This window comes from Chryseobacterium barbadense, assembly GCF_042849955.1.
Taxonomy (GTDB): domain Bacteria; phylum Bacteroidota; class Bacteroidia; order Flavobacteriales; family Weeksellaceae; genus Chryseobacterium.
Genome location: NZ_BAAFHL010000001.1, coordinates 216,081 through 235,610, shown reverse-complemented (window position 1 = coordinate 235,610; position 19,530 = coordinate 216,081). Strand labels below are relative to the sequence as shown.

The following is a 19,530-nucleotide window of genomic DNA, read 5'->3' as shown; positions in this document are numbered from 1 at the left end:
ATAATTATCATATGTATTTTCAGAAAGTGATTAATTAAAAAAAACGTAAATTTGCAACGCTTATGTTACAGTATTCTGATATGCATCAAACATCCAATTTCGCCGTACTTTCTATAAGCTATGAAAAGGCTGACGGAGAAACGCGTGGTAAATTTGCATTTTTTGATGAAAACATTAAAAGTTTTGTTTCCCGAATTCATGATGAAAATTTAGGAGATGCTTTTGTTGTTTCCACCTGTAACAGAACGGAAATCTATACTACCACTCCCAATTACCTTTTAGTTGCGGAAGAATACTGCAAAACTATCGGGGTTCATCTTACAGACTTTCTTCAGTTTGCCAATATTTTAACGAAAGAGGAAGCTTTGACTCATCTCTTCAGAGTGGCCGCCGGATTGGAGAGCCAGATTATTGGTGATTTTGAAATCATCGGTCAGATCAAAAAAGCTTATAACCGTTTCAAAAAAGAAAGGCAAAATTCTAATCCTTATCTGGAAAGGGCAATTAATTCAGCCATTCAGATTTCCAAAAGAATTAAAAACGAAACCGGAATTTCTAACGGAGCCGCTTCAGTATCTTATGCTGCTGTTCATTATATTTTGAACAATCAGAAAAGAATCACAGATAAAAACATTCTTCTTTTAGGAGTAGGTGAAATCGGACAGAACACTGTTGAAAATTTGGTAAAGCACGTGTATCAGCCCAAAATCAAAATTGCCAACAGAACGCAGGATAAAGCGGAAAAGATTTCCCAGAAATACAACATTCCTCATGTTGACTATGCTGATTTTGATAAAGAACTGAAAAATACCGACATCCTGATCGTTGCAACCGGTGCCAAACATCCTATTATTAATTCGTCTCATTTTCCTAATGGAAAAGAAACACTGGTGATTGATCTTTCCATTCCCCATAATGTGGAAAAAGATGTTACCAATAATGAAAATGTGACTTTAGTGGATGTTGATGATCTTTCGAAACAAATTCAGGAAACCATTCAACAAAGAGAAAAAGAAGTTCCGAAAGCGGAGAAGATCATTAAGGAACTAACGAAGGACTTCCTTGAATGGGAAAAAAAGAGAAGGCTGGCTCCTAATATCCATCATTTCAAAGCCGTTTTAAAGAATATGGAGCGCAATGAAATGCATAACTTCTACAGAAAAAATAAATATATTAATGTAACGGATATGGAGCTTTCTGATAAAATGATCCAGAAAATTACCAACCGTTTTGCAAAATATATCATCGATAATCCTTGGAAAGCCGAAGAAATTAGTAAATTAATGCACGAAATATTAGTTGAACAACCAAACAACGAATTCAATGAAAAGCATTAGAATCGGAACCAGGAATTCCGCACTGGCTCTTTGGCAGGCAAGAGAAGTGGCAAGACACTTACAAAACAATAACTATTTAACAGAGATCGTTCCTATTGTTTCCTCCGGAGATAAGAATCTTACACAACCTCTCTATTCATTAGGGATTACTGGTGTTTTCACAAGAGATTTGGATGTCGCATTATTAAATGACGAAATCGATATTGCGGTCCACTCTTTAAAAGATGTACCTACCCAACTCCCTCAAAATCTTGAGCTTATCGCTTACCTTGAAAGGGATTATCCTCAGGATGTTCTGATCAGAAAGGAAGAATCGAGAGATAAAGAATTCCATGAGCTTAAGCTGGCAACAAGCAGCCTGAGAAGAAGAGCATTCTGGTTAAAATATTATCCTGATGCTTCTTTTTCCGATATCCGCGGAAATATACAGACCCGACTTCAAAAGCTGGAAGAGGGTGATTTTGATGCCACTATTTTATCATTGGCCGGAATCAAAAGAATGAAAATGAGCATTGATTACGAAATGCTTCCATTGATGATCTCCGCGCCATCGCAAGGAGTAATCACCGTAGCCGGACATTCGGATAAAAAAGAAATCAACGAAATTGTATCCCAAATTAACCATAAACAAACGCAGATCTGCGTGGAAATAGAAAGAAATTTCTTAAGTACTCTTGAAGGAGGCTGTACCGCTCCTATTGGAGCTTTTGCAGAAATCATTGAAAACCAGGTTCGCTTTAAAGCTGCACTTTGTTCATTAGATGGTAAAAACTGTATTTCATTGGATGAAAATTTTGAATACAATGAAACAGAAAACTTTGGTGAAAAATTTGCCCGGGTTGTTCTTGAAAACGGCGGGAAGGAACTCATGGCAGAAATTAAAAGCAAGATTTAATTGTAAATTCTGGATTTTAGATTAAATTAAGTTTCTTCAATCTTCACCACCAAATATTCAAAAATGAAAATCTTATTTACCAAAAATATAGACCCGTCTGTTATATCCAAAGAATTAGGAAAGGATATTTCAACTGATTATGTTGAGGTAATCAAGATTGACCCTATACAGGTAACTCCATTCGACTTAAAAAACTATTCTTTGATTTTTTCAAGTGCAAATGGAGTAAATTCCTTTTTTAAAAATCAATTTAAGCCTAACGAAGATTTTACGGCAAAAAATTACAATAAGATCTATTGCGTAGGTGAAAAGACGAAAAGAGAATTGAGAAAGCATGGTTTCGGGACTTTTAAAGTGCTGAGAAGTGCAGAAGATCTTTCACAGTTTATCATTGGTAATTGTTCGCACGAAAAGTTCCTCCATTTTTGTGGCAACCTGGCCCTTGATGTTCTTGACAAAAGCCTTCCTTTACAGAATATCAAATACAGAAAAGTAACGGTGTATCATACTACAGAAACCTATCCTACGATACCTGAAAAATATCATGCTGTAGTTTTTTTTAGTCCAAGCGGAGTTCGTAGTTTTGCAAAGCACAATTCATTGGAAGGCATGAAACTGTTTTCAATAGGTGAAACCACTTCCAATGAGCTTAAAAAGCACACTCAGGGAAAAATTTTTACTTCCGAAGGAAAAAACTTAAGCTCTATCTTGGAAATCATAAGAAGGGAGAGTAATAGCAATATATGAATACCTATTGCCACAAAGGCAGTATTGATTGAAATACATTATGATCAAAAACGACCTCTATTTAAAAGCACTTCGCGGAGAAACCGTAGAAAGGCCACCTGTTTGGATGATGAGACAGGCAGGAAGATACTTGCCTGAATTCATTGCGCTTCGTGATAAGTACGATTTCTTTACAAGATGTCAGACTCCTGAGCTGGCTGCTGAAATTACCGTACAGCCGATTCGCAGATTTCCGTTAGACGCTGCAATTCTGTTTTCTGATATTTTGGTAGTGCCACAGGCAATGGGAATTGATTTCAAAATGAAAGAATCTGTTGGACCATGGTTAGACAATCCCATCAGAACAATGGAGCAGGTTCAGAATATTATAACTCCGGATGTGAACGACACGTTAGGATATGTTTTTGACGCTATTGAACTGACTCTTCAAAAGTTAGACAATGAAATTCCACTAATCGGTTTCGCAGGTTCTCCCTGGACGATTCTTTGCTATTGTGTGGAAGGAAAAGGAAGTAAAGCTTTTGATATTGCAAAATCTTTCTGTTTCCAGCAACCGGAAGCTGCTCATTTATTACTTCAAAAAATAACGGATACTACGATTGCCTATTTAAAAAGAAAGGTTGAAAAAGGAGTTTCTGCCGTACAGGTTTTCGATTCCTGGGGTGGAATGCTTTCCCCTGAGGATTACCAGGAATTCTCATGGAAATATATTAATCAGATCGTTGAAGCATTAAGCCCGCTTAGTCATGTAGTGGTTTTCGGAAAGGGGTGCTGGTTCGCTTTAGAAGAAATGACGATGTCCAAAGCTTCCGCTTTAGGGGTGGACTGGACCATCAAACCGGAGTTTGCCAGAACTTTGACCAATCACACTATGACCTTACAAGGAAATTTTGATCCTGCAAGATTACATTCAACACCTGAAACCATAAAAAAAATGGTGAACGAGATGATTCACCGTTTTGGAAAAGACCGGTATATTGCCAACCTTGGACATGGCATTCTCCCTAATATTCCGTTGGAAAATGCTGAGGCTTTTATCAGAGCAGTTGTGGAATGGAAACCTTAAATAACAAAGGATAAAGATCCAGACGTTTAAATTATTTTAGACTCACATAACTTTGGAAAGCTGATATTATCAAATAAAAAAGTCCTTTCAATATTGAAAGGACTTTTTATTATAGTTGCTTGATACAATTCTTCATTAGCTTAGCATTCGTTGTGCTTTTTTTACTCCTTCTACGAGAAGATCTATTTCATCAAAGGTATTATACACCGCAAAGCTTGCTCTTACTGTGCCTGCTATATTAAAGAAATCCATAATAGGCTGCGTACAGTGGTGCCCTGTCCTCACAGCAATCCCCATTTTATCCAGGATCATTCCCACGTCTGAAGCAATTCCTATTCCTTCCAAATTAAAAGAAACTACCCCGGTTCTTTTGGCTTTTTCCCCATATACCTTTAAACCTTGTATTTCCAACAGTTGTTTCTGAGCATATTCTAAAAGAGCATTCTCATGGCTTTGGATATTCTTGTGCCCTATTTTTTCAATAAAATCCACGGCAGCTCCTAAAGCAATGTTTCCGCCTACATTGGGAGTTCCTGCTTCATATTTAAAAGGTAAAGCCGCATATGTTGTTCCTTCGAATGAGCAAGTTGCGATCATCTCCCCACCTCCATGAAAAGGTGGTAAAGACTCTAAAATCTCTTTTTTTCCGTATAAAATACCTGTTCCCATCGGAGCATACATTTTATGGCCTGAAAACACGAAGAAATCGCAATCTAATTTCTGTACATCTATCTGAAAATGCGGTGCAGACTGTGCTCCGTCAATGACAATATACGCCTCTGAGCTTTTCCTTGTTTTGGCAATGATCTCTTCAACAGGGTTTACAATTCCCAAAGCATTGGATACCTGGTTTACAGAGACCACTTTTGTCTTTTCACTTAAATATTGATCCAAATATTCCAACTGAAGAACTCCGTTCTCATCTATAGGAATCACTTTAAGCTTGGCTCCTGTTCTTTCACAAAGCAATTGCCATGGAACTATATTGGAATGATGTTCAAGATAAGAAATGATGATCTCATCATCTTTTTTAAGCTTCTGCGTTAATATATAAGATATAAGGTTCAGGCCTTCCGTTGTTCCTTTGGTAAAGATCACTTCAAAATCATATTCAGCATTTATAAATTTTTGAATCTTTCTTCTGGAAAGCTCCATTTCTTCTGTTGCTAACTGACTTAACGTATGAATACCTCTGTGTACATTGGCATTAAGCTCTGTATAATACTTGTTCCAGACTTCTAAAACTGAATCCGGTTTCTGAGAGGTTGCCGCATTATCTAAGTAAACCAATGGTTTACCATTCACCTGCCTGTTTAATATAGAAAACTGACTTCTGATTTCCTGAATGTCAAACATTTATTACAATTTTATCATTAATGGTGTTCTTATTTAGAACACTTCAAATTTACAGCTTTTTTCCTAAAGAAAGACGGATGAATATGATGATAGATGCAATCTAAAAAATAAAAACCTGCCATATTTGACAGGTTTATATTATTGTTTTTAAGCAAATCTTATTCAGCTGCTGTTTCTTCTGCTGCCGGAGCTGCTCCTTCTTCAGCTACAACTTCTTCTTCATCCTCATCATCCATAGCTGCAGCACCACCTTTCATTGCATTTCTAGACATCTTCACAGCTACTACAACTGCGTTGTCAGGATGCATGAATGTATATGTTTCTGTTTTAATGCTACCGATGTAAAGCTTGTTACCAATTCTTAATGGAGTAACATCTACAACGATCTCATCCGGTAAGTTAGCAGGAATAGCTTTTACTTTCAATTTTCTGAAAGACTGACGTAAAACCCCACCAGCTACAACACCTTTAGAACGTCCGGTAATTCTTACAGGAACTTCCATGATAACCGGCTTATCGTCAGCTAACTGATAGAAGTCTGCGTGAAGAATTTTGTCTGTAATCGGGTGAAACTGAATGTCCTGAAGAACAGCCGGAATTGTTTGTCCGTCAACCTCAATAGATACCGTGTGTGCTTCAGGAGTGTATACTAACCCTTTGAAAGCTTTCTCTTCGGCAGAGAAGTTTAAAGGTGCTTCACCTCCATAAACAACACAAGGAACTAATTCAGCATCACGTAAAGCTTTTGTAGACTTTTTGCCCACGCTTTCTCTTTTTGTACCTTGAATTGTAATAGATTTCATTATAAAAAATTTAAAAAAATTGTTTCAAAAATATTTTGCAAACAGCTAAAAATCAATTAGATAATAAACTTACTGCTAATTGATCGATGCTCATGAACCATCTTCATTACATCTGCAAATAACGGGGCGCAAGATAGCACTTTTATTTTAGATGACAAATGATTTTTTACAGGAATTGAGTCAGTAACAATTACTTCCAACAATTTTGAGTTCTCAATATTCTCATAAGCTTTTCCTGAAAGTACTCCATGCGTTGCCATTGCTCTTACCGTTTTTGCGCCTTTCTCCATTAATATATCTGCTGCCTTGCAAAGTGTACCCGCTGTATCAATCATATCATCAATAAGGATAACATTTTTTCCTTCCACATCTCCGATAAGGAACATTTCTTCCACAACATTGGCTTTCTTTCTTTCCTTATAGGCAATTACAACTTCCGCTCCCAAGTGTCCGGCATAATTTTTCGCTCTTTTTGCACCTCCCATATCCGGAGAAGCAATGGTAAGGTCTTCCAAATTCAGATCTCTGATATAATCTACGAATATAGTAGAAGCATACAGATGGTCTACCGGAATTTCAAAAAACCCTTGGATCTGATCTGCGTGTAAATCCATAGTCATAATCCTTGTAGCACCTGCAGCTGTCAAAAGATTGGCAACCAATTTAGCGCCGATCGGGGCTCTTGGTTTGTCTTTTCTGTCTTGTCTTGCAAGTCCGAAGTAGGGAATCACAACAGTGATACTCTTTGCGGATGCTCTCTTTGCAGCATCCATCATAAGAAGAAGCTCCAAAAGATTATCTGCAGGTGGGAATGTGGATCCTATCAGGAAAACCCTTCCTCCTCTTACCGATTCGTCTAAAACCGGCTCAAACTCACCATCACTGAATTCCTGAAAGTTGATTTTCCCTAATTGCTGCCCATAATGTTGGGCAATTTTCTCTGCCAAGTCCCTGCTTGTCCTTGTACAAAATAGATAACTTAACTGTTCGGCCATTTTTACTTTTTAAAGATTTGCAAATTTAAAAAAAAACCACAAGATTTACTCCTGTGGTTTTTATGTTTTTTGTTACCTTATTCATTATGGGAATTTTACCCCTGAATATTTATTCGGATCAACTTGTGGCAATGTGGATTTATACTTAGCATTAATCGTTTTTATAAACTCATTAGCTACAATAGCATATCCTCTACCCGTAAGGTGAACACCATCTAAAGAAAATGCACCCCCAGTTACAAATGTAGAAGTATACTTTACTCCATCCCACAAAATTCCTGATTTAGAATTCAATTCCGTCATTTTAGCATTCATGTCTACAAACGCTAAGCCTTTGGAATCGGCCACTGTTTTAATCGTATTATTATAAGCTGTAGTTGCCGCCAATACTTTTGCAGTTTCAGCTTCTGTTAATACAAGCTTATCTTCTAACGGGTTTGATGTTCCTCCTCCCGCCTGTGGATTAAGCACTTTGCTTGCAGGCAACAATATTAAATCTTTGGATGTTGTTTGTCTGTATTTTGGTAACCCCGGAACAGCCGTTAAATCCTTATCTACTATAACCGCACCATTGGCAACAGCCCCGGCAGTAAATTTAATCAACCTTCTTTGATATTCAGCATCATTAATTGCTCCCAATGCTTTAGCCTGTGCTAATCCTGCATTATACTGTGCATAACCACCATTTAATTGAGTAACCTGTGCGTCTGTTAAATTTGTCAGAGGCATTGCCGGTATCCTGGTGAAGAAAGGTACATTTGTTACTGTAGGAATATTTGCTATAATTCCTTTTCTGGTCGTTCCACTTGGGAACAATGCACCAACCAAAGCAGTGTAAGTACTATTAAAACCTACTCCTACCGCACCATCAACAGGCGTAATTGGGTTAGATCCATCTCCTCCCGTAGTGGCATATCCTAATACATCGTTATTTCCAATCCATAAAGATATAAAAGTCGGATTCTGAGCTAATGCATCAGCAACTACAGATGAAGTGGTTGAAGTTGCAAATCTGGTATAATATGGATTGGCTAACCCTAATGGAAGGTTTGCAGGATTCCCGTATCCAGGAGCTAATAAATGTGCTACTTTAGCACCCGGAACACCCAGGTTCTGATATGGGCCTCCCGCTTTTACATTGTCCAACGCCGCTCCGGGAGCACTTTCAACAGGTGCAAGACTTCCATTCACCAATTGAAGGGTAAGTTTTCCCGGAAAGCCCGGCAAATTGGTAAACCCGCCTGTATTGTTTGGCATCAACGGTTGTTTAAATTCCCCTCCTCCTGCAAGTTTCATCTGCATTGAAATCATGGAAGGGTACGATTCATTCTGTCCGTCAATATAAAGAGCTCCGTCCCTGTAACCTGAAGTTAAGGAATTTCCTAAAGCAACATATTTGGAGAAGTCTGCCTCTCCAGCCGTCACTTGTATATCTTTTACATCTGTATCGAAATCATCTTCGCAGCTCGTGGTAAAAAGAAGAGCAGAAATAGCGAATGTAGAAATTATAATTTTTTTCATAGTCTTTCAATTAAAAAGGGTTATAAGATAATCCCAGACCTAAATAAAATGCGGTAGCTTTAGCTTGTCCGTAGAATCCAAGATTAGCATTTTTCACATCTCTTGCCTGAGGCATTGCATATCCTCCCGCTATATCTACCCCGAATTGTTTTAGCTTAAAGCCTACCCCTCCAGTAACTACGTAAGTATTAAAGGACGGTGTTTCAGGGATGAAGTTTTCATCAGTATAAGGAGATTCATCATAATAAGCACCTAAACGCCCATAAATCATATCATTAAATGCATATTGAGTTCCTAATCTGAACGTTTTAGCATTTCTAAAGTTTTTAGGAGAAACTGAAACTGTTGGATCTGCCTGGTTTCCAACAGGAGCATTAGCAAAATCTAATGTCAGCTTGCTGTATCTTTCCCATCCGTGATAGTTGAAATCTGCAGAAACCAGCCACTTCGGAGTAATTTTATAAGTAAAACCTATTGTATATTCTTCTACTAAAGGTAAGGTCGCTTTAAAACTGTCAGTTCCTGATGCATCTAATCCTAATAACGGATAAATAGAGGCTGAAGGGAATTTGAATGTCGCTTTTCCATCTTTCGCTTTCATATCAACCGGTGAGCGGTAGGCAACACTCACGTCTAGTTTAGGATCTGGTCTGAAATAAAACCCGAATCCATAACCATGTCCACTTGCTTTACTATCAAGATTAAGCTCTCCTCCAAATTGAGTAATTGCCTTATCCCAGTTTACAGTACCTTTTGCATAGATATAGCTTACACCGAAAGCCAGCCAGTCATTAAATTTATAGGAAACCATAGGCTCAAAATAATAGCTTTTTAGCTCCAATTTCTGAACCATTTCCTTTCCTTCCCAATCATTTGGCCACTGAATGGTACTCCCGAATGGTGTAGAAAAGCTAAAACCAACAGATAATTTTTCAATGGGTCTGTAGGCAATTGCAGCATAAATAGGCGTTCCAGTAGGATTATCTGTCTCCGTACTCTGCAAAGTATTCAGATTCTGAAAGGTAATTTTATTGCTTGCGCCAAACCCTCCGGCAACAATACTTAATTTTGAGGGAATGAATGATATACCCGCAGGATTGAAGAATGCCACACTCGCATCTTCAGCATGAGCACTGGTATGTGCCATTGCCAATTGCTTCACCCCCTGCAAAGAAACCCTGAAGCCTCCCGCATAAGATAAAACCCCCGCCAATAATGCAGTTGATACTAATATTTTTTTCATAGACTATTATTATATAACCCAAATATAAAATTATTTTAGATACGCCTGTTAAAATTTCCCAATAAATTAAACAATAACACAAAAGAAAATTATGTTTGAAATAATACTTTAGAGATCATGCAGTTTAATTAAATAAATATTAGTCAATTAATAATATAAAATCTTTATCCATGGTTCCATGTTTAATATTAAACAGAATTGATCACGAATATTTGAAATTTTCAGAACTACATAAAGATAAAAATATATAAATTTGCAAGATTAAATATATAATATATGAGTTGTGGATGTAAAACATCCGGCGATTCTGCACATTCATGCGGAACAAAATCCGCGAATGGCTGTGAAAGTGTAAATACCTGTGGTAATAGTTATAAATTAAGTGTTTTCGACTGGCTATCCAACATCAACAACCCTGTGGAAAACAGGTGTGATTATGTGGAAGTCAGATTTAAAAATGACAGAAAATCATTTTATAAGAATGTAAATAATATCCCGTTACATATAGGTAGTGTAATCACAGTAGAATCCAGTCCCGGACATGATGTAGGTGTGGTAAGTCTCACCGGAGAATTAGTGAAAATTCAAATGAAAAAGAAAAAATTTTCAGAAGAATCATCACTTAAAATATACCGACCTGCTAACCAAAAAGATATTGAAGTTTGGCAGGAAGCAAGGAAAAAAGAAGATAATGTAAAAATTGAAGCAAGAAAAATTGCCCACAGGCTTGGCCTTGAGATGAAGGTCACAGATGTTGAATATCAAGGCGATGGATCGAAAATCACTTTTTATTATACCGCTGACAACAGAGTAGACTTCAGGCAACTGATCAAAGACTACGCCGCGGCCTTCAGAACTAAGATCGATATGAAACAGATCGGTTTCAGACAAGAGGCGGCAAAAGTAGGGGGAATCGGTTCCTGCGGAAGAGAGCTTTGCTGCTCAACCTGGTTAACGGATTTCAGATCCGTGAACACCAACGTTGCCAGATATCAGCAACTAAGCATTAATCCTCAAAAATTAGCCGGACAATGTGGAAAGTTAAAATGCTGCCTTAACTATGAGCTGGACAGCTACCTTGACGCATTAAGCGACTTTCCGTCCTCTTCTACCACGCTAGAAACAGAAAAAGGTAAAGCTTTCTGTATCAAAATAGATGTTTTCAAAAAGAAAATGTGGTTTGCCTATGTGGAAAATTCTATCGCATGGTATGATTTCGATATTGATTTAGTTAAAAAACTAATCTCGAAAAATAAACGCGGAGAAAAAACGTTACCTCTTGAAGATTTGAAACAGCCGGAAACTTCTTTGCATAGCATTGACCTGATTCAGGAAAATAACGTGGATCGTTTTGAGAAGAGAAAAGGATCTCATCACAAAAACAAAAGTCAGAACAGGCCGAACAACAATCAAAGAAAAAATAAGCCTGAAAGATCCGATAACAGACCGGACAGACCTGAAAATACCAATTCCAACCATCAGCCCAAACAGCAAAAGCCACAACAGGCCCCGCATATGGAAAAGGTAGAGGCAGGTCCTGATGCTGAAAAGAAGCCCAACAACAAGAAAAAATTCAAAAAGAAGTATCCTCCAAAAAAAGATAAAAATGCGTAAATTTTTAGGATTATTACCGCTTATCCTTTTCTTTAGCTGTAACTCTTCAGGAGAAAATATCATTATGAATTCCGTTGATAATAAATGGAATAAGAAAAATGAACAAAAATTTAATCTTGAAGTTTCAGATCCGCAGAATCCTAAAAATATTATATTTGTTGTAAGAAATAACAATGACTATCCTTATAGCAATATAAGGTTCATCGTTAATTTCACCAATCTTCAAAACAAAAAAAAGGAGACCGACACCTTAAACTATATCCTGGCAAAACCTAATGGCGAATGGCTTGGTACAGGTTTTGGAGATACGAAGGAGATATTTTTTCAGTATAAACTGAACTACAGGTTTCCGGCCAAAGGAAAATATGAAATAGGGCTGATCCAGGCCATGAGAAATGACAACCTTCCGGGAATTGAAGATATTGGAGTAAAAATAGAAACGGCTAAACCGTAACCATACATGGAAGAAAAAAAGCAAAACGCAGGAAGCCAGGGAAAAACATTCCCTCTTCCACCCAAAAAAAATAAAAAAGATACCTCTTGGAAAAAATGGGTTAAGTTTATTTGGCTTGGACTCATTGCGGCAGTGGTAGGAATTTCAGCACTTTTCTTTGCGGTTTCCCAAGGTTTTCTTGGTGAAATGCCTGATGTGAAAGAGCTTGAAAATCCGGACATTTATGTTGCTTCCGAAATCTATTCTGCAGACGGGGTATTATTAGGCAAGTTTGAAAAAGAAAAAACGCAACCTATTGCTTATAAAGACCTTCCGCCCTATCTTGTATATGCCTTGCAGGCTAAAGAAGACGAACGTTTCAAAGAACATTCCGGAATTGATCTTCAGTCTGTTGCCAGAGCAGTGGTTTATGGAGGAGGAAGAGGTGGTGGATCTACCATTACCCAACAGCTTGCTAAATTGTTATTTACAGGCGGAGCTTCCCAAAATAAAATTTCAAGAGCATTCCAGAAACTGAAAGAATGGGTAGTTGCCGTAAGCCTTGAGAAAAGATATACTAAAGAAGAAATCGTAACCTTATATTTCAATAAGTTTGACTTCTTATATAATGCCAATGGAATTGAAATGGCTTCCAAAATCTATTTCAATAAGACAACTTCTCAGCTGACTTTACCTGAGGCTGCCATGTTTGTAGCCATGCTGGAAAACCCGGTAAAAAACAACCCGATGCGAAATCCCGAAAAAGCAAAAGCAAGAAGGGATGTGGTATTGGAACAAATGTTGAAAACAGGGTATATTGATCAGGCAACATATGATAAAGCTGCAGCAACACCGGTGACTATAGATTATCATCCTATTAAAAATATCAATGACGACTATTCTGCTTATTATAAATTTTACCTGAAAAAAGAGATAGACAATTATCTTCAGGACTACGAAAAGCAGACCGGTAAAAAACTCAATCTTTATAAAGACGGTTTAAAAATATATGTAACTCTTGATTCTAAAATGCAGAAATATGCAGAAGAGGCTATCAAGGAACACCTTACGGATCTTCAGAAGAGATTTGATGCCGAACAGAGAGGAAGAAAACAAAGACCGTTCTATTACCTGAATGATAAGCAGATTAATGAAGTAATGGTTCAGGCTATGAAAAGAACCGGCCGGTACAAGCAGTTGAAAGCGGCAGGAGTTTCCGAGGATTCCATCATGATGGAATTCAAAAAACCGATCAAAACTTCACGCTTCACCTGGAATGGTGAGGAAGAAGTGGAAATGTCTCCTTGGGATTCTATCAGATATCATAAGCAGATTGCTCAGGCGGGGCTCATGTCTATGGTTCCGGGAACCGGCGAAATCAAAGCCTGGGTAGGTGGAATCGATTGGCAGCATTTCCAATATGACCACATTAAACAGGGAAAAAGACAGGTTGGTTCAACCTTTAAGCCTTTCGTATATGCCACAGCTATTATGAAACTGGGAATGACTCCTTGTTCTGCCGTTTCAAATGGCACTTATAATCATAAAGGATGGCATGTTCCGGGAAGAGGCGGGATGCTGACGCTTAAAGATGCGTTGGCACACTCTCAAAACCCTGTAGCAGCCCGCCTTATAGAAATGACAGGTGTGGATGCTGTTATTCAGACCGCGAGAGACTTAGGGGTAACGGAAGAAATCCCAAGAAACAATACCATTGCATTAGGTTCATCAGACATCACCATTTATGAAATGTTAGGAGCTTACAGTACCTTTGCAAATTACGGAAACTACAACAAGCCTGAAATGATCTGGAGAATTGAAGATGCCAACGGTAGAGTAATCAAGGAAGTGAATGTAGAGCCGAAGGAAGTCATGAACCCATTGTATGCTTACACCATGATCGAACTAATGAAAGGGGTTGCCCAATATGGTACAGCTGCCGGAGAATTAGGACGAAAAGGAATTTCTAAAGACGTGGAAATTGCAGGTAAAACAGGTACTACTCAAAATAACTCTGATGGTTGGTTCATGGGAATCACTCCAAAACTGGCAACAGGAGCCTGGGTTGGATGGGAAGACAGGGCCACGCACTTCTTTGGAACAGGTGAAGGACAGGGAGCCAGAATGGCATTACCGATTTGGGCCATCTTCATGAAAAAAGTATGGGCCGATAAGAGCTTAGGTGTTTCTCCTGATGACAAGTTTGTGAAACCTTCCGAATGGAAAGACGGCTGTTCCGATCTTAAAGGGCTTGGAGCCGGATATGGGGATGAAGGGGGACTTCAGACTATTGATGAAATCAAAAACCCAAAACCTGTAGAACCTACTCCTAAAAACAATATTGAAAAGAAAGAGGAAAACGTTAACGAAAATTTAAATACCGGCGAAGAAGTAGACTTTAATAAATAAACTCTTCTTTACCAATGAAAAGACCTTCCAAATAATCGGAAGGTCTTTTTGTATTATTGGTATATTTGAAGTATGAATATTGACAACATTAAGCAGCCATTTATAAAAGCTTTTCCGGGAGATTTTTCAAACAATCCGGTACAGCGAAATACACCAAAGGTTTTATTTTCAACTGCTAGCCCTGTTGGATTTGAAAACCCTTCTTTAATAGTCTTCAATGAAACTCTTTCTAAAGAGATCGGGCTAGGAAAATATGAAACCAAAGATCTGGACTTTTTAGTTGGCAACCATCTTCCCGAAAGCATCCGGCCTTATGCAACAGCTTATGCTGGACATCAATTCGGAAACTGGGCAGGACAATTGGGAGACGGAAGAGCAATTCTGGCCGGAGAAATCATTAATGAATCCGGACAGAAAACAGAACTCCAATGGAAAGGAGCCGGAGCCACCCCTTATTCAAGACACGCAGATGGAAGAGCGGTGCTGAGGTCTTCAGTTCGAGAATATCTCATGAGCGAAGCTATGTATCATCTCGGAATTCCTACAACAAGAGCGCTAAGCTTATGTTTTACCGGGGAAAATGTGGTAAGAGATATGATGTACAACGGAAATCCCCAAGAAGAAAAAGGAGCCGTTATCATAAGAACTGCCGAAAGCTTTCTTCGATTTGGACATTTTGAACTGATGTCTGCTCAAAAAGAATACAAAATTCTACAGGATCTGGCAGACTTTACCATTAAAAATTATTTTCCGGACATCCAGTCCGAAGGAGCACAGAAATACAAAGACTTCTTTGAAAATGCTTGTCAGAGAACTGCCGATCTTATGGTGGAATGGTATCGTGTGGGCTTCGTTCATGGCGTTATGAATACGGATAATATGTCTATATTGGGAATAACCATCGATTATGGACCTTATTCTATGATGGATGAATATGATTTGAATTTCACTCCCAATACCACAGATCTTCCCGGAAGAAGATATGCTTTTGGAAAACAAGGACAGATTTCTCAATGGAACCTATGGCAACTGGCGAATGCACTTTATCCCCTTATCAAAGACGAAAAGTTCCTGGAAGAGAAGCTAAACAATTATGGAAATTATTTCTGGAAATCTCATGACAACATGCTGTGTGAAAAATTCGGATTTAATGAATTTCTTGACGGGGATGAAGAGTTTTTCATCAACTGGCAGGGATTAATGCAGGAATTACAATTAGATTATACCCTATTCTTTAATCAATTAGAAAATATAACGATAGAAAGTGATTTGAAATCCGCTTTTGAAAATGCCTCCTACACGCATTTAGGAGAAGAGAGCATTAAAAAGCTGGACAACTTTATCAAAAAATATGATGAAAGGCTTTCTAAAAACACTATTTCCAGACAAGAATCTATTAAATTAATGAAAAAAGCCAACCCTAAATTTACTTTAAGAAATTATTTGTTGTTTGAATGTATTGAAGAAATAGAACAAGGTAAAACAGAAATGTTGAACAAATTAATCACTGCCCATGAAAATCCATATGAAGAAATATTTCCTGAATTTTCTAAAAAAAGGCCATCAAAGTATGATGATATCTCAGGGTGTTCCATGCTTTCGTGCAGTTCATAGCCATGAAAAGCAAAACCTATACTTATTAAACTCGCCAATTCAGGTGAGTTTTTTATTTTTGCAAAAACTTTTAACAAGTGTCTTTCAAATTAAAGCTTTACAATTTTTTCAAAACCATCTTTCCTTCATCCTATTCAGAACTGGGAGTCTTTATCTTTTTCACCCTGCTTTACGGCATTTTGGGATGGTACATTGCCCTTGATTATCGGATTATTTATGATTCCAGAATCCCATGGGATTCTTATTTCAGCTTTGATAACCGCTCTATTGTCATGACCGGCGGGAGCTTTGAAAGGCATCCTCTCTCTTATTATTTTTTCAACTGGATAAGAGAATTGGCGCTATATATTTCAGACGGAAAAACCAATGCCGTATTTAGATTAGCTTTAGCGTGGTTCAGTAACCTGGCGGTAAGCTTAAGTATTCTACAGGTTTTCAAGTATTTAAAAAACATCATTGGTTTACCCAATCCGTTAAGTTTATTGCTTATATTCCTTTTTGGATTTTTCTCTACCAATATTCTGTTGTCTTTCACTCCGGAAAACTTTACGTATACCCTGTTTTTACTTACCCTGTACAACCATTATTCTGCCATTAAGCTAAAGAAAGATGAGAAAACTCCGGCTTTAGCACTAACACTAGCAGGAATAACAATTGGCGGGCTAACCATTACTAATATTGTAAAAGTTTTCATCCCCGTTGCATTTGAGAAAAACATTTTTAAAAGCTGGAAAAAATTCGGAAATATTGTTTTCAGAGTTTCCCTTACGTGTGTCTGTTTTATTCTTCTTTACCTGAACAGAATTAATTTTAAATATCAGCATATTTTTGATCAGACCAACAGACAGTATGAAAAGTTTTCTAATGTAAAGTCTATTCCGACATGGGATATGATCGCTTCCTTCTTTTTTGGAGGAAATATCTTATTTTCAAGCTTTATCATCCGGGACAAACACAATATGAAGGGTTTTAACTATAAAGCTCTTATCATGGATGCTTATTCATCATGGGTTCCTTATATTTTCATCTCACTACTTCTGGCCCTTATTTTCTGGAGCTATTTCAGGAATTTTAAAAACAAACTGGCTCAGGTGCTGATGATTTCTTTTTTTATAGATATCATTATCCATTGCGTTTTGAAATTCGGGCTCCATACTTCTTACATTTATGGCGGACACTTTGTTTTTGTCTATCCTTTATTATTGGGATGGTTATTCCATTCGTACAGATCTGCACCAAAGACTTTATCATTTTTAACTGTAGTAATCGGCATTTTACTAGTCTACTTATCGATGAATAATTATTTCCGGATGACAGAATTCTTCCATTTTATGAATCAATATTACCAATAAAAAAAAGCTGAGATTTTCTCAGCTTTTGTTTTTTATATCGAATAACGCTTATTTGGCTTCTGCACAGAATATTCTGTATTGTACCGCAATAGCAGACTTAAAATACTCTCTGACTTTTGAAAGGTCGGAAGCAGCACTTTGCTTAGTAAAATAGCTTCCTGCTAAAATTTTATAATTCGGCCTTAATGATGCATCCGTTTCCACTTTAAGATTAGGAAATCTTCTTCTGAAATAGGCCTTCACTTCATTAGCTTCTTCATTGCTTTTTACGGTAGTAATCTGAATTTTATATCCTAAAATCCGTGGATTTTTTCTACAAATCTCAGCATTGGTAAGCTCCCTGCTTGGGACATAAATCTTAGAAGGTCTTGAAGGTGAATCATCATCATTATCCCTAACAGAAGTATTGCTGGCTGTTCTGGAGCATTTTTCCTCCAAACCTTCCAGAGCTTCCTTTACTTTTGGGTCCATAGACATAATCAGCTCCGTTCCCGCCAAAGTGTCTCTTTTTACAACCTGTTGTGCTTCAACAGTATAAAATCCGAATACAGATAATACTGAAAATATTTTGAATAAATTTCTCATTTAAGCTTATTTCCGCAAATTTATACAAATTAAAAAAATATGCCAAACTAGTTATTTAGAATGAATACAAATTAAACGGAAATGATATTTTCCCTTTTCTATATGCCGTTAAATTTCTGTTAAAAACATTATTTTTGCCGAATTGATTGAATGTTCAATAATTTACTAACATAAGATAATTTAAATGATTAGTTGGAGAAAGCATTATAAACAAACGTTGATCGCAATAGGCTTATTGTTGTCAACCAGTGCTTCAATTTACGGGCAAGACGGCGATCCAAAAAATGGTGAGAAACTTTTCAAAGCAAATTGTACTGCATGTCACGCGCTAGACAAACAAGTTATAGGGCCTCCTTTGAAAGGAGTTGTAGAAAGGCTTAAGAGTGAGCAGGGGCTGGATACAGAATGGCTTCACAAGTGGATCAAAGACAACAAAGCGCTTAGAGCTTCAGGTGACAAATACGCCAATGAGGTTTTTGAAAAATTCAATAAAACTGAAATGTTACAGTTTCCAAATCTTACAGACAAGGATATCGATGACATTTTAGCATACACAACTAATCCTCCGGCTCCAGAACCGGAAAAAACTGCGGAAACGGCTACTGCCGGTGATGCAGCTGCTGCTGCACCAGCAGACAAAACCACTACAAACATTGTAATCATTTCACTTTTAGCCATTGCAGGTTTATTAGTTTGGATCTTAATAAAACTAAGACAATTAGTTAAATTAGGCCAGTCTGAAGACTTAGCAGGACTTAACGAAACAAGAGTTCGTTCTTTCAGTGAAATCTACCAGAAATATCACTACGTAGGTAAAGGATTATTGGCTATCCTGGCTATTTTAGCGACTTATGGAATTTGGAACTGGATCATGTGGATCGGGGTTTACAAAGGATATAAGCCTGAACAGCCTATCTACTTCTCTCACAAAATCCACGCCGGCGAAAACAAAATTGACTGTCAGTTATGTCACTCCAGTGCTAAATACGGTAAAGTTTCTGAAATTCCATCCATGAACGTTTGTATGAACTGTCACAGAACAATTTCTGAGTACAATGGCAAATACATGGAGCCTGGAAAAGACAAGGCATTCTATGACGGGGAGATTCAGAAAATTTATGCCGCTACAGGTTGGGATCCTGAGAAACAGCAATACACAGGAAAAACTCAGCCAGTAGAATGGACAAGAATCCACAATATGCCGGATTTCGTATACTTCAACCACTCACAGCACGTTGTAGCAGGAGAACAAGCTATCATCAACTCTTTCAACAAGAAAAACCCAAATAACAAAATTGATGTTGTTTGTAAAGCTTGTCACGGAAAAATAGACACGATGAATGTTGTTCAGATGGCAAATGATTTCACAATGGGATGGTGTATTGAGTGCCACAGAACTACAGAGATCGATATGAACAACGGTTATAATAAAGAGTACTTCAAGAATCTACATGACAAGTTGAAAAAACAATATCCTCAGGATGGAGGCAAGATTACTGTAGATGCAATTGGAGGTCTTGAGTGTGGTAAATGTCATTATTAATAACTAAAAATTAGAAG

At 37.6% G+C, this 19,530-nt stretch carries 16 protein-coding genes; 10 read left to right on the top strand and 6 right to left on the bottom strand.

All coding sequences use genetic code 11. The annotated features are described in order from the left end of the window. The first annotated feature begins 62 nt into the window (after positions 1-62). The 4 genes from hemA to hemE all read left to right on the top strand — a co-directional run bounded on the left by hemA (position 63) and on the right by hemE (position 4,045). Positions 63-1,337, top strand: a complete 1,275-nt coding sequence (gene hemA / locus ACGHIN_RS01210) for a glutamyl-tRNA reductase (protein ID WP_390450190.1) — start codon at positions 63-65, stop codon at positions 1,335-1,337. Then, a complete protein-coding gene (hemC, locus tag ACGHIN_RS01205; RefSeq protein ID WP_390450189.1) occupies positions 1,324-2,232 on the top strand; it encodes a hydroxymethylbilane synthase in 909 nt (302 codons plus the stop codon). The genes hemA and hemC overlap by 14 nt, the downstream gene beginning before the upstream one ends. A gap of 63 nt (positions 2,233-2,295) precedes the next feature. Further along, on the top strand, positions 2,296-2,979 hold the full coding sequence (locus ACGHIN_RS01200; RefSeq protein WP_390450188.1) for a uroporphyrinogen-III synthase: 684 nt from the start codon (positions 2,296-2,298) through the stop codon (positions 2,977-2,979). Positions 2,980-3,019: 40 nt separating this feature from the next. Then, on the top strand, positions 3,020-4,045 hold the full coding sequence (gene hemE, locus ACGHIN_RS01195; RefSeq protein ID WP_390450187.1) for a uroporphyrinogen decarboxylase: 1,026 nt from the start codon (positions 3,020-3,022) through the stop codon (positions 4,043-4,045). Between the two features lie 135 nt (positions 4,046-4,180). Here the strand turns inward: hemE and ACGHIN_RS01190 are convergent, their stop codons facing one another. The 5 genes from ACGHIN_RS01190 to ACGHIN_RS01170 form a co-directional block, all read right to left on the bottom strand. Next, positions 4,181-5,401 (bottom strand): cysteine desulfurase, encoded by a 1,221-nt coding sequence (locus ACGHIN_RS01190; RefSeq protein WP_390450186.1) that lies wholly within the window; start codon positions 5,399-5,401, stop codon positions 4,181-4,183. Positions 5,402-5,559: 158 nt separating this feature from the next. Continuing rightward, positions 5,560-6,204, bottom strand: a complete 645-nt coding sequence (locus ACGHIN_RS01185) for a 50S ribosomal protein L25/general stress protein Ctc (RefSeq protein WP_390450185.1) — start codon at positions 6,202-6,204, stop codon at positions 5,560-5,562. 56 nt (positions 6,205-6,260) lie between these two features. Then, positions 6,261-7,199 carry a ribose-phosphate pyrophosphokinase gene (locus ACGHIN_RS01180; protein WP_390450184.1) on the bottom strand — a complete coding sequence of 313 codons (939 nt, stop codon included), beginning with the start codon at positions 7,197-7,199 and terminating at the stop codon, positions 6,261-6,263. A gap of 84 nt (positions 7,200-7,283) precedes the next feature. After that, complete coding sequence (locus ACGHIN_RS01175) at positions 7,284-8,720, bottom strand: G-D-S-L family lipolytic protein (RefSeq protein WP_390450183.1); 1,437 nt, start codon at positions 8,718-8,720, stop codon at positions 7,284-7,286. A gap of 10 nt (positions 8,721-8,730) precedes the next feature. Further along, positions 8,731-9,963, bottom strand: a complete 1,233-nt coding sequence (locus ACGHIN_RS01170) for an OmpP1/FadL family transporter (protein ID WP_390450182.1) — start codon at positions 9,961-9,963, stop codon at positions 8,731-8,733. A gap of 276 nt (positions 9,964-10,239) precedes the next feature. On the opposite strand from ACGHIN_RS01170, the gene ACGHIN_RS01165 reads away from it, so the two are divergent. From ACGHIN_RS01165 to ACGHIN_RS01145, 5 genes are all read left to right on the top strand, one after another. Further along, the gene (locus tag ACGHIN_RS01165) at positions 10,240-11,577 is read left to right on the top strand and encodes a PSP1 domain-containing protein (RefSeq protein ID WP_390450181.1); all 1,338 of its coding nucleotides are present in this window, start codon (positions 10,240-10,242) and stop codon (positions 11,575-11,577) included. After that, the gene (locus ACGHIN_RS01160; protein ID WP_390450180.1) at positions 11,570-12,031 is read left to right on the top strand and encodes a gliding motility lipoprotein GldH; all 462 of its coding nucleotides are present in this window, start codon (positions 11,570-11,572) and stop codon (positions 12,029-12,031) included. The genes ACGHIN_RS01165 and ACGHIN_RS01160 overlap by 8 nt, the downstream gene beginning before the upstream one ends. Positions 12,032-12,037: 6 nt before the next feature. Then, positions 12,038-14,419, top strand: a complete 2,382-nt coding sequence (locus ACGHIN_RS01155; RefSeq protein ID WP_390450179.1) for a penicillin-binding protein 1A — start codon at positions 12,038-12,040, stop codon at positions 14,417-14,419. A gap of 72 nt (positions 14,420-14,491) precedes the next feature. Then, positions 14,492-16,033, top strand: a complete 1,542-nt coding sequence (locus ACGHIN_RS01150; protein WP_390450178.1) for a protein adenylyltransferase SelO — start codon at positions 14,492-14,494, stop codon at positions 16,031-16,033. Positions 16,034-16,110: 77 nt separating this feature from the next. After that, entirely contained in the window at positions 16,111-17,385 is a 1,275-nt protein-coding gene (locus ACGHIN_RS01145) for a DUF6080 domain-containing protein (protein ID WP_390450177.1), read from the top strand. Between the two features lie 48 nt (positions 17,386-17,433). Here the strand turns inward: ACGHIN_RS01145 and ACGHIN_RS01140 are convergent, their stop codons facing one another. Beyond that, a complete protein-coding gene (locus tag ACGHIN_RS01140) occupies positions 17,434-17,970 on the bottom strand; it encodes an SPOR domain-containing protein (RefSeq protein ID WP_390450176.1) in 537 nt (178 codons plus the stop codon). A gap of 184 nt (positions 17,971-18,154) precedes the next feature. Between ACGHIN_RS01140 and ACGHIN_RS01135 the strand changes: the two genes are divergently transcribed. Next, on the top strand, positions 18,155-19,513 hold the full coding sequence (locus tag ACGHIN_RS01135) for a c-type cytochrome (RefSeq protein WP_390450175.1): 1,359 nt from the start codon (positions 18,155-18,157) through the stop codon (positions 19,511-19,513). The last annotated feature ends 17 nt before the right edge of the window (positions 19,514-19,530 follow it).

Excerpts from the sequence above, each read along its gene's own strand:
- hemA (WP_390450190.1), top strand. The coding sequence starts at position 63 with ATGTTACAGTATTCTGATATGCATCAAACATCCAATTTCGCCGTACTT.
- hemC (WP_390450189.1), top strand. The coding sequence starts at position 1,324 with ATGAAAAGCATTAGAATCGGAACCAGGAATTCCGCACTGGCTCTTTGG.
- ACGHIN_RS01200 (WP_390450188.1), top strand. The coding sequence starts at position 2,296 with ATGAAAATCTTATTTACCAAAAATATAGACCCGTCTGTTATATCCAAA.
- hemE (WP_390450187.1), top strand. The coding sequence starts at position 3,020 with ATGATCAAAAACGACCTCTATTTAAAAGCACTTCGCGGAGAAACCGTA.
- ACGHIN_RS01190 (WP_390450186.1), bottom strand. The coding sequence starts at position 5,401 with ATGTTTGACATTCAGGAAATCAGAAGTCAGTTTTCTATATTAAACAGG.
- ACGHIN_RS01185 (WP_390450185.1), bottom strand. The coding sequence starts at position 6,204 with ATGAAATCTATTACAATTCAAGGTACAAAAAGAGAAAGCGTGGGCAAA.
- ACGHIN_RS01180 (WP_390450184.1), bottom strand. The coding sequence starts at position 7,199 with ATGGCCGAACAGTTAAGTTATCTATTTTGTACAAGGACAAGCAGGGAC.
- ACGHIN_RS01175 (WP_390450183.1), bottom strand. The coding sequence starts at position 8,720 with ATGAAAAAAATTATAATTTCTACATTCGCTATTTCTGCTCTTCTTTTT.
- ACGHIN_RS01170 (WP_390450182.1), bottom strand. The coding sequence starts at position 9,963 with ATGAAAAAAATATTAGTATCAACTGCATTATTGGCGGGGGTTTTATCT.
- ACGHIN_RS01165 (WP_390450181.1), top strand. The coding sequence starts at position 10,240 with ATGAGTTGTGGATGTAAAACATCCGGCGATTCTGCACATTCATGCGGA.
- ACGHIN_RS01160 (WP_390450180.1), top strand. The coding sequence starts at position 11,570 with ATGCGTAAATTTTTAGGATTATTACCGCTTATCCTTTTCTTTAGCTGT.
- ACGHIN_RS01155 (WP_390450179.1), top strand. The coding sequence starts at position 12,038 with ATGGAAGAAAAAAAGCAAAACGCAGGAAGCCAGGGAAAAACATTCCCT.
- ACGHIN_RS01150 (WP_390450178.1), top strand. The coding sequence starts at position 14,492 with ATGAATATTGACAACATTAAGCAGCCATTTATAAAAGCTTTTCCGGGA.
- ACGHIN_RS01140 (WP_390450176.1), bottom strand. The coding sequence starts at position 17,970 with ATGAGAAATTTATTCAAAATATTTTCAGTATTATCTGTATTCGGATTT.
- ACGHIN_RS01135 (WP_390450175.1), top strand. The coding sequence starts at position 18,155 with ATGATTAGTTGGAGAAAGCATTATAAACAAACGTTGATCGCAATAGGC.